The sequence below is a fragment of the Flavobacterium terrisoli genome (genome assembly GCF_030167905.1).
In the GTDB taxonomy this organism is placed as follows: domain Bacteria; phylum Bacteroidota; class Bacteroidia; order Flavobacteriales; family Flavobacteriaceae; genus Flavobacterium; species Flavobacterium terrisoli.
In genome coordinates this window covers 284,038-301,760 of record NZ_JARGNA010000005.1, presented here as the reverse complement: position 1 = coordinate 301,760, position 17,723 = coordinate 284,038, and the positions used below count along the sequence as shown (strand labels likewise).

Sequence of the window (17,723 nt, the reverse complement as noted above, 5' to 3'; positions counted from 1 at the left end):
TCAAATTTATGATTACTGACCCTTAATTACAATACATTTTTAGTGTATTTCTATTATATTTGTCAACAATTTTTAGTCCATTATACCATGAGTACAGATAAAATCCTTGAGTTAGCTTTTTACACCTTACCTGCTTTGATTACGGGCGGTGTGGCGTATTATTTATTTGACAGTTATTTCAAAGACCAACAGCACACACGCCGTTGGATTTCACAAAAGGAAAATCAGAAACACGCTTTGCCATTGCGTTTGCAGGCTTATGAGCGAATGGCTTTGTTTTTGGAACGCATCAATCCGGCGAAATTGTTAATTAGAGTAGCACCGGTAAATGACGATAAAGTAGCTTATCAAAACTTGTTGATTCACCATATCGAACAGGAATTCGAGCACAATCTGACCCAACAGGTTTATATTACTGATGAATGTTGGACAATCATCATGACCGCAAAAAACACGATTATTCAACACATCAGAAAAACAACTGCGGATACTTCGGTTGTTGATGCAGATAAACTAAGAGAAAAAATACTAAGCAATTTACTTCAGGATGAAGGCGCAACCAATGTGGCACTGGCGTTCCTGAAAAGTGAAGTCAGTGAAGTTTTAGGATAAAAAAAGCCCCGAATGAATCGGGGCTTTTTTATTTAATTATCTCTAAGAACATGGATTAATCCTGTGACGGTGTGTATTCCAGTGGTATTATGAAACGTACCGTTGAAAGTGATATCTACCATTTCGCCAAGATTTCCAATGGCATTCAAAACATAAACGATATCATTATTAACATTTGAGGATTGAACATAACCAAAATCAGTGCCTTGTATAACATAATTTACAAAAACAGGATTGCTTGGTCCACCTGCTACTCCTTGGATATGTAAAACTTTGTTTTGAAATAAATGCTCACCATCAATTTGAACAACATTTCCTGCCGCAAGAGAAAAATACAAATTATCAAAAAGAAAAACCGGATTGCCATTATCTATTCTGTATGATATAAATTCATTAACAACTGTACAGGCTTGAATATTTCCAATATTAGTGGTGTTAGGTGTAAAATTGTAGTTAATAACATCTGTCATCTCTGAATTTTCTACATCATATCCTTTGAGTGAAAATGCGGTATCACCCGGGCAATAAACTTCATAAAAACTAAAATTACCATTAGTGATTGTTGCCAAGCTAGTTACACCATTTCTTAAAAGCAAAACATAACCATTGGTTACATTATTGTTGTTACATTTTAACAAAGCGCCTGTAATATGAGTGGATTGTACGTTTGTATTATTAATTGTAATTGTCGGTAAAACTGTATTTGTACTAAATGGCCCAATTGTGGCAGTATAAAAAACACCACAGTCAGAGTACAATTGAAGCGTGAGTATTTCATTGGCAGGAATTAAACCCGAAACTTGACCTTGATCATCTGTATAGGCGATACTTGCGTTAAGAAATAGGTTGTTTACTGTCAAGCCAACAGCAATATTAGACAGTGGTCTCCCATTGGAATCAACTATGTTAACTGTTAATGCAACCGTTGGAAAAGGAGCATCACAATTCCACCAAGAAAAATGAGACACTTCACCTACGTATTTGTTCCCCACTTTGGTTGCAACGCCATCTTCTTTCCAATAACCACGTTCCTCATCAAAATGCCATAATGGAATTGAACTCGGTGCAGTTGCTAATTGACTATCATCTATTTTCATGGTAATCTCAGCGGTGTGGCCTTCTTTGATATTTAGTTTTTGCCCTGCACTGCTACGCAATTCAACGTTGAGCATACCAAAAGTTTCTAAAACGGCTTCTTCATTGGTTTGGGTTTGGGCGTATAACATGCCTGGCATTAGTTTGTTGATATTTTCATTGCTTGGAGCTAAATGAAACATGGTTACCTGAACGCTTCCCAAATAATTATTGCCAGCCTCGTCCTGGAAAGCACCATCGAAAACAACTTTGGTTCCGTTTGGCATAGCCACTTCACTGGTTACACCGGATTGTATGGTTTCCAATGGCGTATTGGGAACCAACATTATCCTCACATTGTTTTTACCCGATGTTGGAACCATAGCGCGCGATCCATCAATATAACCGGCTTTGGTTGCCTTGATGTAAGCGAATTGTTCATGCACACTGGCGCCATTGATCATAAAAACACCATTGACATCGGTTTCGACTGTTGCATCACCAATTGAAATGGTTACATTTTGTATGGGATTATTATCTGTATCGACTATCTGGCCGATAAAATCCCGATGGACAACATTTCCAAAGTTTTGAGTAAACGTTTCGTCATTAGGTTCGGAATTATGGTTGCTGTAATCATTTGGCTCGCAACCTGAAAAAGAGACTGCCAAAAGTAGTAAACACAAGAGAGAATTGATTTTTTTCATAACGTTAGGTTTTGGTTTTCTTATACGATAGAAAAAAGTCATATTGGTTGCGTCAGAAAAATAAGAAAAAGGAATAAACAAAAAGCCCCGAATGAATCGGGGCTTTTATCTGTATTAATGATCCCTTATCACATGGGCTATACCATTAACAAGGTAAGAAACTCCTAGTATTTCAATGTCTCCTGTAAATGAAACATCAATATAATCTCCAACAGCCCCAAACTTAATAATCCTAAAATTATAATTGGATATTTCCGGTGGTCCATAAATAAAAAAATATTGATTAGGAGTACTGCTCGGTTGGGTGCTTATCCTGACACTTGTATTATTTAAGGTATAATTTCCAGGAATCGTGCTTCCGCATTCAATAGCTACACCCGGAGTTTGTATTGCACCACCTCCGGGAACATTACCATAATTGGCATAAATTGTCATCTGGTTTGCGAAAATATTATTTCCATAAGTCACAGTATTCAAAAATATTTGTGAACTGATGTTACCGGTGACTATGGTATTTTCTCCATTTATATTAAACGTAATATACTCAGTTATCGCATTGCAGGCTTGCAATGCATTAATATGTGTTTCAGGAAATTCAAACTGATAATTTAACTCTCCTGTACTCTGTAATGTATCAAAATCAAATCCTTCAATCGTAAAATTATTTGAACCCGAACAAGTAACAGTAGTAAAATCATAATTTCCATTATCTAACCCGGATATTAATATCCTATTGCCGTTTTTAAGTACTACATAACCATTGGTTACGATTGTATTGTCACATTTAAGCAAACTACCTGATACATTAGCGGTCTGTATACTCGAACCAGGCAATTGTATTTGACCCAGATTAGTGTTCTGTGAGTAAGGCCCAATCTGTGAAGTATAAATAATATTACCGCATACATCATAGATGTTTAGGGTCATAACCTGATTTGCCGGAATTAATCCTGAAACATTTCCGCTGTCATCCGTAAGATTTGTTCTTGGAAAGTCAAAAACTATGGCTACAGCGATATTAGAAACCGGGTTATTGTTTACATCAACAATCGTTGCAGTGAAATTAACTGTTGGGAACTGAACATCACAATTCCACCAGGAAAAATGAGATACTTCACCAACGTATTTGTTCCCAACTTTAGTCGCAACGCCATCTTCTTTCCAATAACCTTTTTCCTCATCAAAATGCCATAACGGAATCGAACTTGGAGCCGTTGTCATTTGAGCATCATCAATTTTCATTTCAATTTCAGCCGTATGACCTTCTTTGATGTTTAATTTTTGTCCGCCACTGCCTCGTAATTCAACATTGAGCATGCCATAAGTTTCTAAAACCGCTTCCTCATTGGTTTCGGTTTGGGCGTATAACATGCCAGGCATCAATTTGCTGATGTTTTCATCGCTTGGTAATAAGTGAAACATCGCCACCTGAACCGAACCGGAATAATCCATTCCATTCTCATCCTGAAAAGCACCATCAAAAACAACTTTGGTTCCATTTGGCATCGCTACTTCGCTTGTTACTCCTGACTGAATCGTTTCTATCGGAGTATTTGGAATCAACATTATTCTCACATTGTTTTTGCCGCCTGTTGGCACCATCGCGCGAGAACCGTTAATATAACCGGCTTTGGTTGCGGTGATATAAGCAAAACGATCATGCACATTGGCACCATTAATTATAAAAACACCATTGACATCGGTTTGTACTGTGGAAGAACCTATTTGTATGGTTGCGCCTTGGATAGGATGATTGTCTGTGTCGACAACCTGACCGATAAAATCTTTCGAAGTTTCATTACCGAAGTTTTCAGCGAAAGTGTCGTCATTTTGTTGGTTACCGTTAGAATCATCATTAGATTCACAGGCGGAGAATGAAACTACCAAAAATAGTAACCATAAAAGAGAATGGATTTTTTTCATAATAATTTGATTTGACTACATAAAGACAATAAAACCTAATTTGGCTGCACTAGAAAAATAAAAACCAAACTTTGAACAACAAAGCCCTAATTGTATCGGGAGTTTTTACTATTGATTTCTTATAACATTGATGGTCGCAGTAACGGTATGATTAACACCATATTGATCATCAAAAGTTCCTGCCAATGTCATCTGTATGGGCTGTCCAATGTTTCCAAATTTGGATAAATTGAAAGTAATGTTTTCGTTTGCATAAACATAAGCGCCTCCTAATTGATCAATTTGAAAAACACTACTGTCATATACTCCCGGAACCAGGCTGTAACCGATTACAAACAAACTGGCGCCTGTAGAATAATCATAACCCCAGGCAGTGAAAGGCAAGCTAGCTGAATTATACCCACCGCCTTTATTCGAAAATATATATTTCACAGGATTATTATCTAATTTATAATATAGATATTCTGTAATAGAATTACAGGCAGTTAAATTGCCAACATTGGTAATAGGCGTGGCTATTGTGTGAGTGCTGGTTGGTACCGCCTGAAGATTATCAATATCAATCGCATTCAGCGTGAAAGAGGTTGCTCCAGCACAGAACATTGTGCTAAAACTAAAAGTTCCATTAGTAACATTTATAATTTCTTCAACACCATTTTTTGAGAGTACAATATAACCATTGGTTACATTTGATCCATTGCATTTTAATAGAGAACCATTAATCTTTGATATAATTACTGATGAATTGGGCAATGTAATTGGAACTACAGTGTCATTATTAAACGGGCCAATGGTTGTCGTGAAAACAATACCACATTCTTGATAAACATTTAAAGTCATTGTTTGATTGGAAGGAACAAGACCTGAAACACTTCCATTATTGTCTGTATGGCCCATCGCTGAATTATTGTAACTAATGCCATTGGCAACCAACCCAATTCCTGCATTAGGCAATGAATTCCCATTACTATCGACCAAGGTTACGGTTAAATTAATTATTGGAAATGAAGCATCGCAATTCCACCACGAAAAATGAGACACTTCTCCCATATATTTATTACCCACTTTAGTCGCTACGCCATCTTCTTTCCAATAGCCTTTGGCTTCATCAAAATGCCATAACGGAATTGAATTTGGAGCACTTCCTATTTGACTATCGTCAATCTTTAAAGTTATTTCTGCGGTATGACCTTCTTTGATATTTAATTTTTGTCCGGCACTGCCGCGTAATTCAACATTAAGCATGCCAAAAGTTTGCAAAACCGCTTCTTCATTGCTTTGAGTTTGGGCGTATAACATGCCCGGCATTAATTTACTGATATTCTCATCGCTTGGCAATAAATGGAACATCGCGACCTGAACCGAACCGGAATAATCCAATCCATTCTCATCCTGAAAAGCACCGTCAAAAACCACTTTAGTTCCATTTGGCATGACTACTTCACTCGGAACTCCCGATTGTATGGTTTCCAATGGTGTATTGGGAATCAACATAATCTTTATATTGTTCATTCCGTTTGTCGGAACCATAGCCCGTGAACCATCAATATAACCGGCTTTGGTTACCGTGATATAGGCAAAGCGTTCATGCACATTGGCGCCATTAATGATAAAAACACCATTTAGATCGGTTTGTACAGTAGAAGTTCCTATTTGTACAGTTGCACCTTGTAAAGGTTGATTGTCTGTGCCGACGATTTGACCGATGAAGTTTCTTGAGACTTCACTCCCGAAGTTTTCAGCGAAAGTATCGTCGTTTTGATCGTTACTATTAGAATCATCATTGGATTCACAGGCGGAGAATGAAACTACCAAAAGTAGTAAACACAAAAAGGTATTGATTTTCCTCATATTGTTTGTTTTGACAATATAAAGATATTAAAATCCTGATTAGGTTGCGTCAGAAAATTCCAAATGGTAATTCCATTGAGAATTTGCCCGTTCTGAATTAGAATTTGCCTATTTGAATTTAGAAATACCGTCTTTAAGCCATGTTAAATACTCTTCAATATCGGGTGTATAAGCTACGGGAACGTTTAATTCCTTTTCATTTAGATCCAAAAGAACATACAGCGGTCGGGCATTATTATTAAATCGGGTGATTTGAAATTCGCTCCATTTTTTCCCTATTGTATTGATTTCTTTTCCTTTTGCGGTAACATATTGTTCGTCTTTTGGCAGTTCTTTTTTGTCATCGCCATACAATGAAATCAGTACCACATCATTTTTTAAGATTTCCAAAACCTTTTCATTCGACCAAACGTTATTTTCCATCAATCGACAATTCACGCATTGCTTACCGGTAAAGTCAATCATGATAGGTTTGTTTACTTTTTTGGCATACGCCAATCCGGTTTGATAATCGGTGAAGGAAACCAAATTGTGAACGGCTAATTCAGCGCCATCGGGCAATTTATCTTCGCTCATAACAGTTGCTTTACTACCAAAACCCTGTGGGCTTTCACTATAGGTAGTTGGCGGTGGAAAAGCAGAAATCAGTTTTAACGGCGCGCCCCAAAGTCCGGGAACCAAGTAAACTGCAAAAGCTAAAGAAGTCACTCCCAAAAGCATTCTTCCCACAGAAAGATGCGATAACGGACTGTCGTGTGGCAAAGTAATTTTTCCAAAAAGGTATAACGCTAACGCTCCAAAAACAGCAATCCAGATTGCGATAAACACTTCTCTTTCGAGTAAATGCAAATCCAATCCAATGTCGGCGTTTGATAAGAATTTAAATGCCAAAGCCAATTCGATAAAACCAAACACCACTTTAACAGTATTAAGCCATCCGCCCGATTTAGGCATATTACCTAATAAATTGGGTGTCAAGGCAAAGAACATAAAAGGCAGCGCCAAACCAAAACCAAAACCCAGCATCGCAATGGAGAGAATCAAGGCACCTCCATCAGAATTCAGCGAAGTCCCAAATACAAAACCAAGAGCAGGTCCGATACAGGAGAATGACACTATAATCAGCGTCAAGGCCATAAAGAATATCCCAATCAATCCGCCTTTATCAGAAGCTCTATCTACTTTGTTAGACAAACTGGAAGGCATGGTGATTTCAAAAGCACCAAAGAAAGAAATGGCAAAAACCACAAAGATGATAAAGAAGAAGATATTCAGGTAAACATTGGTTGAAATCTCCGAGAAAATATCCCGGCTTATCCCTTCAAAAATGTGAAATGGTATCGTAATCGCAAAACAGATAAAAACAATGCAGGCGCCATAGAAAATAGCGTTAAACCTTCCTTTCGACTTATTATCCGACTGTTTCAGGAAGAAACTAACGGTCATTGGAATCATCGGGTAAACACAAGGTGTAAACGTTGCTGCAAAACCGCCTAAAAGCGCAAAAATAAAAATCGTCCACAATCCTTTGTCTTCTGCTTTCTCTGGCTCGGTTACAACGGCTGGCGGAGCTTGTTTTACTTCTGTCGGAGCAGTTTGAACTGTATCCGCTTTTGCAGTGTCAACAGTTGTTACAGCTACATCGGAACTTGTTTTTTCAATTTTTGGCAGTTGAAAAGTAAAGGCATTGTCCTGATTGATACAAACGTCCTTACAAACCTGATAATCAATCGTAGCCTTGATGGCCTTCAGGCTGGCATTAATGATTTTAACTTTTTGGGTAAACTTTACTTTTTTATCAAAATAATATTCGTCTACTTCAAAAACCTCATTGTATTGTTTTTTATATGGCGTTTCTTTGACTTTGCCTACCAATTCATAGTTGCCTTTGGTATCTTTGAAACTGAATTCGGCCGGTAATGGTCCGTTTTCAGGCGTAAATTGAGAATACATATGCCAATTATCATCTATCTTCCCTTCCATCTCCAAATTAAATTCGGTGTCGCTGATTTTTTCAACTTTACTGGTCCATTTTACAGGGTTTACGATTTGGGCATTTAGATTGGCGAAAGCCAAAAAAGTCAAAAGAAAAAATAGTACTTTCTTCATTAGTTAATGTAGTTTATTTGAAGTGTTTTAGTTGTTGTTTCTGTTACCTTAAACCGCTCATCCTGTCTTTTCCCTACTATCCAAACGATTTTATCATCCGAACACAGTAGCCAAACATTGGTCTTTTCCAACAAGGAGAGCTTTTCATCTTTGAAATATTTGCTCAATTTCTTTTTCCCGGCCATACCCAAAGGATGAAAAAAATCACCTTCCTGCCAACGGCGAATCGTCAACGGAAATTGAAGCTTATCTTCATCGACAAATATAGTATTTGTTGATTGAAGAGAAATGTCATTTGCATTACAAAACGAAAGTTTTAAGGGAAATTTAACTTCATTTTGATCCTTTTGTACCCAAAACACGGCATCATTTGTCATTTGCTGCTTTGGAAACAACAGCAAAGAATCCCTGTTTTTCAAGAGAATATGGGTGTCTGAGAACACTTGCTTCCCCGATTGTGCATTGATTAAATCATAAACAGAAGTCCAATCGGCAAAGCTAAAAGGTTGCAGCCAATCAAACAAATAGGCTTTAAAATTTCGGTGTTTTAACAACTTTACTAAGTCGATAGTCGTGTGATTTTCCTCTTCACTGACCACTTTTTGGAACAAATCCTTTGAAGCATCCTGAACCAATGACTGAGATTGTTTCAGATGGTTGATGGTGTTTTCAAAAGACGACAACAAACCCGGATTCAGTTCCTTTAAAACCGGAATCACATCGTGTCGCAATTTGTTCCGAAGGTATTTATCCGACTCATTGCTGCTGTCTTCACGCCAACTGATATTCTTTTCTCTAGCGAAAGCTTCAATCTCATTTCTGGAAAAAACTAATAGTGGGCGAATCACTTTATCATTCTGCTCCGGAATGCCGGTTAAGCCATCCAAACCCGAACCACGTGTGAAATTAATCAGGAAAGTTTCCAGGCTGTCATCAAGATGATGCGCGGTCAAAATATAATCGAAGTTATGTTTCTCTAAAATAGTTAAAAACCATTCATAACGCAAGTTACGCGCTACAACCTGAATGGATAATTTATATTGTTGCGCAAAGGTTTTGGTGTCAAATTTTTGAATAAAAATTGGAATATTCAATGCTTCACATTGTGATTTCACGAAGGCTTCATCTTCATTACTTTCTTCACCACGCAACTGAAAATTACAATGTGCCACCGCAAAATCAAGTTGGGATTCATGACACAACTGCACCAAAACCACACTGTCAACACCACCGCTGACAGCCAATAGCAACTTCTTCTCTTTGAGAAAAGGAAGATTGGCGTTGATGTGATTTTGGAATTTTGACAGCATGCCCAAAAGTAGTAATAATTTCTATTTCAACACTTCAAACATCGCTTTAGCTTTCAACAGGCATTCTTCATATTCCAATTCAGGAATAGCCTGCGAAGTAATCGCACTACCTACCGAAAAAGACAAATACCCGTTTTGGGCATTGTATAAAATGCTTCGGATGACGACATTGAAATCGAAATCATTCGTTGGTGTAAAATAGCCAACCGCGCCACTGTAGAGACCGCGTTTGGTTTCCTCAAGCTCTTCGATGATTTTCATGGCGGAGATTTTTGGCGCTCCGGTCATGCTTCCCATCGGGAAAGTGGTTCTCAGGATTTCTATGGGCGAAGTTGTATTTTCAACGTTTGACACTACTGTTGAGATCATTTGGTGGACTTGCTCAAAGGAATAAATACCGCAAAGCTCTTCAACTTCCACTGAGCCTTTCGTAGCCGTATGAGACAAATCATTGCGGACTAAGTCAACAATCATGATGTTTTCCGAACGTTCTTTTGGGTTTTGGGACAAATCATTTTTAGCTTTATCATCCTGAACTGCGTCAGCATAACGCTTGGCAGTACCTTTTATCGGTTGGGAAATGATTTTATCAGCTTCCTTTCTCAGATACCGCTCGGGCGAAGCGCAAAGCAAATACTGATGGTTGTTTTTAAAATAAGCCGCAAATGGCGGATGAGAAATGCCATTCAGTTTCTGATAAATCTCCAGAGGTTCAATCTTTGCCTGTTCGGCATAAAACTCCATGCAAAAATTGGCTTCGTAAATATCACCGCGATGGATATGCTCGAGCATTTTGCTGACTTTGGCGATGTAGTTTTCCTTAGAAATTCTGTGTTTTAAACTAATTTCTGAACACTGAACACTAGACACTGAACACTTCCCAATCTCTTCAAAATCAAAATTCATTTCATCATCGCACATTCGGAGATAGTGCATTTCCACTACATCGCCTTTGAGCAAAAACAACTTCTTGGGCTGGAAGAAAAACAGATCTGGAAAATCCAAACCTTCAAAATTATTGGATTGCAATACCTCAACATCATTTTTCAAATCATAGGACAAATAACCAAACAGCCAATCCCTGGTTTGCTGTTGGTATTGTTTTAAATCCTCAAAAGCGTTGTGATAGTCGGTCTTTACTGAAGTAAAAGCTTCAACTGCCAACACGCAGTCATAGCTGGAATACTGTTGGTTATAGCTATTGGAATCCAGAAAAACCACTTCCCGAAACTGCTGAGACCAAGCCAATAATTGGCTCTTAAAAGTATCGGTCTGGTCAATTTTTTTGGAAATAATGGTTCTCAAGCAGTATGCATTTAAAGGCATTCAAAATTACAATATTTTTATTTTTGTTTCAACGAATTAGCATCTTTAATTGGTAAAATACTGACGCTTAAATAAATACTAATTCTGACATTCTTTAGCCTTTTTTTGTTTAACTTTGGTAGAACAATCATTAAATCACAATCATCATGAAAATCACAACTATCATTATCAGAGTACTTATTGGATTATTTTTACTGTATGCCTCAATTAGTTTCTTTTTGAAATTAGCGCCGGAAACTGAAGCAACCGGAAGCTTTAAAGCATTCAACACCGGTTTGATTGCTTCTGTTTATTTAATTCCTTTGGCAAAAGCCGTTGAACTATTATGTGGCTTATCGTATGTTATAGGTCGATATGTAACCTTAGCCAATATTGTTATTTTACCGGTAACTATCAATATTCTACTGATTAACTATTTTATGTCACCCGAAACATTACCCATTGCAGCAGCACTTTTCATAGGCAATCTGTTTTTGATTTGGCGTTATTGGGACAATTACAAATCAGTTTTCACACCATAAAAAAAGCGTCCCGGTAACCGGGACGCTTTTTATTTATCAAATATTGACTTTTTAGTTTTGGCTTAAATAAGCTGCAGTACTCAAACGGTCAGCAGTCATGGCCTCTTTACCTTGTTGCCAGTTGGCCGGACAAACTTCGCCTACAGTCTGCACATGTGTATAAGCATCGATTAATCTCAAGTACTCATTTACGTTTCTTCCTAACGGCATATCGTTTACGCTTTCGTGGAATATTTTTCCGGTTTCGTCAATCAGATAAGTTGCTCTGAAAGTTACATTTGAACCTTCAAGGATTTCGTCGTTTAATTCTGCATCATAAACCCATTCTGCATCTAAAATATCTAGCGCTGCTGATAAATTTCTGGTCGTATCAGCCAAAAGTGGATAAGTTATTCCTTCGATTCCACCGTTGTTTTTTGGGGTATTTAACCAAGCAAAATGCACTTCGTTTGTATCACATGAAGCACCAATTACCATTGTATTTCTGTTTTCAAACTCACCTAAAGCCGCTTGAAAAGCATGCAATTCTGTTGGACATACGAAAGTAAAATCTTTTGGATACCAAAATAAAATTACTTTTTTGTTGTTTTTTGTGGCTTCATCAAGCACATTGATTCTCAAGTCATTTCCTTTGAAAGAGATTGCATCTACAGTAATGTTGGGGAATTTTTTACCTACTAATGACATAATTGTGTATGGTTTAAATGTTATTTTTTTTGATGGCGCAAAAGTACTTAGTTAATCCCTTCAAAAAAAGTATCTGCCAATTAAATTTTTTTATTTGTTAATAGCCTTTCACTATCCAGGCTGTTTATTAATCAAAATCATTAAACTTGACATGACTTTAGTTTTTATATATTTGTTTTTTACTAAACCAAAATTGAAACCATGTCATTATCCAACCTGTTCCGAAAAAAGTCGACCTCAGTAATTCTAAAAGAAGGCGGCGATGGAGAACATTCCGGCTTACATAAAGTACTTACCGTAAAAGACTTAACTTTCTTTGGAATCGCAGCCATCATCGGAGGCGGAACATTTAGCGCCATTGGAAATGCCTGCTTTTCCGGCGGTCCAGGCGTGGTGTTTTTATACATTATTTGTGCTATTGCCTGTGGTTTTACTGCCATGTGTTATGCCGAATTTGCCTCACGTGTTCCGGTTTCAGGTAGTGCTTATACCTATGCCTATGTGTCTTTCGGAGAAGTATTTGCCTGGATTATCGGTTGGGCATTACTGATGGAATATTCCATCGGGAATATCTATATCGCTTTTTCGTGGAGTGGTTATTTTACCAATTTACTCGAGAGTTTCCACCTGCACTTACCCGAATGGCTGACCATCAATTACCAATCCGCGCATGATGCCTTGGAAGCCAATAAACCGGGCGAAGGCTTGACCGCCTGGAACAATGCGCCTATCATTGGCGGACTGCGTATCATCTTTGATTTACCAGCGGTTGTAATAAATATTCTGATCACCTATTTGGTTTATAAAGGCACTAAAGAATCCAAAAACTTCAGTAACGTAATGGTTTACATTAAATTGGCCATTATTGTTTTAGTAATTATCGTTGGGGCAATGTATGTGGATATCGACAACTGGACACCATTTATGCCTAATGGTTTTGGCGGTGTGATGGCCGGAGTTTCTGCCGTGTTCTTTGCCTATATTGGTTTTGATGCCGTATCAACCTTGGCGGAAGAAAGCAAAAACCCGCAACGCGATTTGCCACGAGGCATGATTTATTCGTTGGTGATTTGTACCATTGTGTATATCATTTTGGCCTTAGTCCTAACGGGAATGGTGAAATACGACTTACTTGGCGTAAGCGACCCATTGGCAGAAATCTTTGCCTTAAAAGGTGTGAAATGGATGTTATTCATTGTTTCAATCGCTGCCGTGGTCGCCATGACCAGCGTAATGCTGGTATTCCAAATGGGGCAACCGCGTATTTGGATGACCATGAGTCGTGACGGATTAATGCCTAAGAGGTTTGCAGAAATACATCCTAAACACAAAACCCCGGGCTTTGCTACTATCGTAACCGGATTAGTGGTTGGTATTCCGATATTCTTTACCGATGAAAACTTTGTACTCGATTTTACCAGCATCGGAACCTTGTTTGCTTTCGTTTTGGTTTGTGGCGGTGTGTTGATGCTGTCTCCGCAAAGCGAATCCGAATTAGCAGAGCGTGCCACCAAAGGCAAATTCAGAATTCCTTATATCAATTCAAAGTATATATTCCCATTGATATGTTTGGGGGCTTTTGGTGCGGTACAGTACTTCCTGCCAACATTCTTCCCAGATACTTTTAGCTATTCTGATGACTTTTTTGCAACCAATGCACCAATGGTAGTCTTTATTATTTTGTGCATCGTAATGGCTGTATTGGCATTTCTTAAAAATCTGTCTCTTATTCCTTTACTTGGACTTATCTCATGTTGTTATTTACTTACTGGTATGGCGGTATCTAACTGGCGATGGTTTGGTATTTGGCTGGCTATCGGTTTGGTATTTTACTTTGCCTATGGCTACAAAAACAGTAAACTCAATAAAAAATAAGGGACCAGTAATTAGGGAAAAGGGATAAGTATTTCAGTTATGAAGCTTATCCCTTTTTCTTTTCCCTTATCCCTATTTTTCTTTATTTTTATGCACTTTAATAACAAACAACTTCTTCGATGTATAGAAAAATACCCTTTTTACTTGTTGCCTTAACCGCTTTCAGTTCAACCAACGCTCAGGAAAAAGACAAAGCCGATAAAGAAACACCCAAATGGGATGTGTCCAAACCGGGAGACAGCTTTAACTATAAAACCCAAAACTTCACCACCAGCGAAGGAACCTGGATGAACCTCGATGTCAGCCCCGATGGAACGACTATCATTTTTGATATGTTGGGCGATATTTATAGCATACCTGTTGCGGGCGGCAAAGCCAAAGTATTGCGCTCGGGAATTCCGTTTGAAGTACAGCCGCGTTTTAGCCCGGATGGTAAGAAGATTGCCTTTACGAGCGATGCCGGCGGCGGTGACAACCTTTGGGTAATGAATGCCGATGGTACCAATGCCAAGCAAGTTTCCAAAGAAGATTTCAGGCTGATGAGTAATCCGGCATGGATGCCCAACGGGAATTATATCATAGGCAGAAAAAACTTTACGTCACAGCGCTCGGCCGGTGCCGGAGAAATGTGGCAATACCATATCAGCGGTGGAAGCGGCGTACAATTGACCAAACGTAAAAATGACCAACAGGACGTAAACGAACCCAATATCTCCAGAGACGGCAAATACATCTACTACAGCGAAGACATGTATCCCGGAGGTTTTTTCCAATACAACAAAGATCCAAACAACCAAATCTATGTAATTAAACGTTACGAATTTGAGACCGGAAAAACAGAAGACATTACCGGCGGACCCGGTGGTGCAGCGCGTCCACAGATTTCTCCCGATGGTAAGAAACTGGCTTTTATCAAAAGAGTGCGAACGAGTACCGTTTTGTATTTACACGATTTGGAAACCGGAGAAGAATGGCCGGTGTATGACAAACTCGACAAAGACCAGCAAACGGCTTGGGCAATGTTTGGCGTGTATCCCAACTTCAACTGGATGCCGAATAATGAAGATATCATCATCTGGACCGGTGGAAAAATCAACAAATTAAACACCAAAACATCGACACTAACCAATATTCCTTTCACCGCTGATGTGGTGATTGATGTGGCAGAACGCGTGCATTTCAATACACCGATTTCGGATAATGATTTTACCGTAAAAATGATACGCGATGCGGTAACTTCGCCTGACGGAAAGATTCTAGCGTTTAGGGCTTTGGGTTATATTTGGACCAAAGCTTTACCCAACGGTACACCAAAGCGTTTGACCAATGGCGCCGACTTTGAAGCCGAACCAACCTTTACAGCAGATGGCAAAACCATCATCTATGTAACCTGGAATGATACCGAACTGGGCAGCATCAGAAAAGTGGGCTTGGATGGCAAAAATGCTGTGAAACTGACTACCGAGAAAGGCATCTACAGAACACCTTCCCTATCGCCTGACGGTAAAACTATCGTCTATCGAAAAGAAAGCGGTAACAACGACCAAGGATTGGCTTTTGCTAAAAACCCCGGAATTTATACCATGAACAGTAATGGTGGCAGTTCTAAATTCGTTACCGAAAATGGACAATATCCTTTGTTTACCAAAGAAGGCAACCGCATTTTTTACCAAACCGGCGGAGTGTTTTTTGGCAGCCTGACCAAAGAACTGAAAAGTGTTGATTTAAACGGAAAAGACGAAAGAACGCACATCAAATCGAAATACGCCAACCGTTTGGTGCCAAGTCCGGACAACCAATGGATCGCGTTTATGCATTTACACAAAGCCTATGTCGCGCCATTGAATATGAACGGACAGGAAGCTGATTTGGACAACAAATCGACTGCCGTTCCAGTTGCTGAATTGACCAAAGACGCCGGAATCAATCTGCATTGGGCAAGCAACAGCCAAAAAATAATGTGGACTTTGGGCGACAGTTATTATGCCAACGATATCAAGGACCGCTTTACCTTTCTTCCGGGTTCGCCTGAGAAAGTAGAAAAACCAACCGATGCCGGAATCAAAATTGGCCTGACTTCTAAAGTCGATAAACCAAAAGGGAAAATTGCCTTAACCAATGCCCGAATTATCACCATGGATGGCGATAAAGTCATTGAAAAAGGAACGCTTATCATCAACCAAAACCGCATTGAAGCCGTGGGCAATTCAAGTGACGTGACTGTTCCTGCCGATGCCAAAGTATATGACTTAACCGGAAAAACCCTGATGCCGGGAATGGTCGATGCTCACGCACACATCGGAGCTTTCCGTTATGGATTGACCACGCAACAGAACTGGCAGTTTTACGCCAACCTGGCTTTTGGGGTAACCACTTCGCATGATCCGTCATCAAATACCGAATCGATATTCTCCCTGGCGGAAATGGTGAAAAGCGGCGCCTTAGTTGGGCCAAGAATTTACTCTACCGGTTTTATCCTGTATGGTGCCGATGGCGATTTCAAAGCCTTGGTAAACAGCCTTGATGACGCGCGCTCGTCTATCAAACGCACCAAAGCCTTTGGTGCTTTGTCGGTAAAAAGTTATAACCAACCGCGTCGTGACCAACGCCAACAGGTGTTGCAGGCAGCGCGTGAAGAAGGCATTAATGTCGTTCCTGAAGGCGGTTCCAACTTTTTCCACAACATGACGATGGTGATTGATGGCCATACCGGCGTAGAGCATAACATTCCAGTGACACCGGTGTATAAAGATGTGCTTGAGCTTTGGGGCAAAAGCAGCGTGGGCTACACGCCTACTTTGATTGTCAACTATGGCGGTTTGAATGCCGAATACTATTGGTACCAAAAAACCAATGTCTGGGAAAACAAAAAACTATTGCAATTCACCCCAAGAAGCATCATCGACTCGCGTTCGCGTTTCCGTACCATGGCGCCGGATGAAGAATTTGAAAACGATCATATCCTGACTTCAAAAACAGCCAAGAAACTAGCCGATAGCGGTGTAAAAGTAAATATGGGTGCACACGGGCAATTGCAGGGATTGGGTGCTCACTGGGAATTGTGGAGCATCAACCAAGGCGGCATGAGCAATTTAGAGACGCTTAAAACCGCGACGATCAATTCGGCCAACTATATCGGTGCCGGACATGACATTGGTTCTCTCGAAGCCGGAAAACTAGCCGACATCCTGGTCTTGGACAAAAACCCGTTAGACAATATTCAAAACTCGGCAACTTTGCGTTATACGATTGCCAACGGCAGAATGTACAACTCCGAAACGATGAACGAAGAAGGCAACGAACCAAAAAACCGCAAAACGTTCTATTGGGAAAACAACAAATACAACGCGGCTTTCCCTTGGCATGAGGAAACCGAAAGCTTTATGGAGCATCACTGTTGTGATGCGATTCATAATTAGAATTTAGAAAATAGAACACAGAAAATAGAGAAAAGACCATTCGCGAAAGTGAGTGGTTTTTTGTTTGTTCAGTATCGTCAGTTCGAGTGATTTTTGCGAAGTAAAAATTGTATCGAGAACACTCGAAGTGTTTGGGTTTTGTTCGGGTTTTGTTCGCAAAACAGGGTCATTTTGCGAACAAACTGTGGAGAAAGCGTGGACGAAACTGACAAATAATTGCGCCAAAAAATAAAATTTGTACTATTTTTATTAAATTAGCTGAAAAGAAATAAGCTTATCATACTGATTAACAAGTTGGCAGCAATTTTA

At 39.3% G+C, this 17,723-nt stretch carries 11 protein-coding genes; 4 read left to right on the top strand and 7 right to left on the bottom strand.

Annotation, left to right across the window (positions count from 1 at the left end; translation table 11 throughout):
- The first annotated feature begins 87 nt into the window (after positions 1–87).
- The gene (locus P1K33_RS08945) at positions 88–612 is read left to right on the top strand and encodes a DUF7935 family protein (protein WP_284652607.1); all 525 of its coding nucleotides are present in this window, start codon (positions 88–90) and stop codon (positions 610–612) included.
- Between the two features lie 32 nt (positions 613–644).
- On the opposite strand, the gene P1K33_RS08940 is transcribed toward P1K33_RS08945, so the two are convergent.
- The 6 genes from P1K33_RS08940 to P1K33_RS08915 all read right to left on the bottom strand — a co-directional run bounded on the left by P1K33_RS08940 (position 645) and on the right by P1K33_RS08915 (position 10,891).
- Complete coding sequence (locus tag P1K33_RS08940) at positions 645–2,393, bottom strand: Ig-like domain-containing protein (protein ID WP_284652606.1); 1,749 nt, start codon at positions 2,391–2,393, stop codon at positions 645–647.
- 114 nt (positions 2,394–2,507) lie between these two features.
- Positions 2,508–4,316, bottom strand: coding sequence for a hypothetical protein (locus tag P1K33_RS08935; protein ID WP_284652605.1), 1,809 nt, complete (start codon positions 4,314–4,316; stop codon positions 2,508–2,510).
- A 108-nt stretch (positions 4,317–4,424) separates the two neighbouring features.
- A complete protein-coding gene (locus P1K33_RS08930) occupies positions 4,425–6,167 on the bottom strand; it encodes a hypothetical protein (RefSeq protein ID WP_284652604.1) in 1,743 nt (580 codons plus the stop codon).
- Between the two features lie 108 nt (positions 6,168–6,275).
- Positions 6,276–8,276 carry a protein-disulfide reductase DsbD family protein gene (locus tag P1K33_RS08925; RefSeq protein WP_284652603.1) on the bottom strand — a complete coding sequence of 667 codons (2,001 nt, stop codon included), beginning with the start codon at positions 8,274–8,276 and terminating at the stop codon, positions 6,276–6,278.
- Positions 8,276–9,586, bottom strand: a complete 1,311-nt coding sequence (gene tilS, locus P1K33_RS08920) for a tRNA lysidine(34) synthetase TilS (protein ID WP_284652602.1) — start codon at positions 9,584–9,586, stop codon at positions 8,276–8,278. Before tilS ends, P1K33_RS08925 begins: the two co-directional genes overlap by 1 nt.
- A gap of 21 nt (positions 9,587–9,607) precedes the next feature.
- Positions 9,608–10,891 (bottom strand): anthranilate synthase component I family protein, encoded by a 1,284-nt coding sequence (locus P1K33_RS08915; RefSeq protein ID WP_284652601.1) that lies wholly within the window; start codon positions 10,889–10,891, stop codon positions 9,608–9,610.
- A gap of 167 nt (positions 10,892–11,058) precedes the next feature.
- On the opposite strand from P1K33_RS08915, the gene P1K33_RS08910 reads away from it, so the two are divergent.
- On the top strand, positions 11,059–11,433 hold the full coding sequence (locus tag P1K33_RS08910) for a DoxX family membrane protein (protein ID WP_284652600.1): 375 nt from the start codon (positions 11,059–11,061) through the stop codon (positions 11,431–11,433).
- Between the two features lie 51 nt (positions 11,434–11,484).
- Here P1K33_RS08910 and P1K33_RS08905 read toward each other — a convergent pair whose 3' ends face one another.
- Positions 11,485–12,120 carry a peroxiredoxin gene (locus P1K33_RS08905; protein WP_284652599.1) on the bottom strand — a complete coding sequence of 212 codons (636 nt, stop codon included), beginning with the start codon at positions 12,118–12,120 and terminating at the stop codon, positions 11,485–11,487.
- A gap of 201 nt (positions 12,121–12,321) precedes the next feature.
- Here P1K33_RS08905 and P1K33_RS08900 point away from each other — a divergent pair, with 201 nt between their 5' ends.
- The gene (locus P1K33_RS08900) at positions 12,322–13,995 is read left to right on the top strand and encodes an amino acid permease (RefSeq protein WP_284652598.1); all 1,674 of its coding nucleotides are present in this window, start codon (positions 12,322–12,324) and stop codon (positions 13,993–13,995) included.
- Positions 13,996–14,114: 119 nt separating this feature from the next.
- Positions 14,115–17,414, top strand: a complete 3,300-nt coding sequence (locus P1K33_RS08895; protein ID WP_284652597.1) for an amidohydrolase family protein — start codon at positions 14,115–14,117, stop codon at positions 17,412–17,414.
- Positions 17,415–17,723: the final 309 nt, after the last annotated feature.

Bases quoted from the DNA above. Each gene is read 5' to 3' on its own strand.
- P1K33_RS08945 (WP_284652607.1), top strand. From the start codon at position 88: ATGAGTACAGATAAAATCCTTGAGTTAGCTTTTTACACCTTACCTGCT.
- P1K33_RS08940 (WP_284652606.1), bottom strand. From the start codon at position 2,393: ATGAAAAAAATCAATTCTCTCTTGTGTTTACTACTTTTGGCAGTCTCT.
- P1K33_RS08935 (WP_284652605.1), bottom strand. From the start codon at position 4,316: ATGAAAAAAATCCATTCTCTTTTATGGTTACTATTTTTGGTAGTTTCA.
- P1K33_RS08930 (WP_284652604.1), bottom strand. From the start codon at position 6,167: ATGAGGAAAATCAATACCTTTTTGTGTTTACTACTTTTGGTAGTTTCA.
- P1K33_RS08925 (WP_284652603.1), bottom strand. From the start codon at position 8,276: ATGAAGAAAGTACTATTTTTTCTTTTGACTTTTTTGGCTTTCGCCAAT.
- tilS (WP_284652602.1), bottom strand. From the start codon at position 9,586: ATGCTGTCAAAATTCCAAAATCACATCAACGCCAATCTTCCTTTTCTC.
- P1K33_RS08910 (WP_284652600.1), top strand. From the start codon at position 11,059: ATGAAAATCACAACTATCATTATCAGAGTACTTATTGGATTATTTTTA.
- P1K33_RS08905 (WP_284652599.1), bottom strand. From the start codon at position 12,120: ATGTCATTAGTAGGTAAAAAATTCCCCAACATTACTGTAGATGCAATC.
- P1K33_RS08900 (WP_284652598.1), top strand. From the start codon at position 12,322: ATGTCATTATCCAACCTGTTCCGAAAAAAGTCGACCTCAGTAATTCTA.
- P1K33_RS08895 (WP_284652597.1), top strand. From the start codon at position 14,115: ATGTATAGAAAAATACCCTTTTTACTTGTTGCCTTAACCGCTTTCAGT.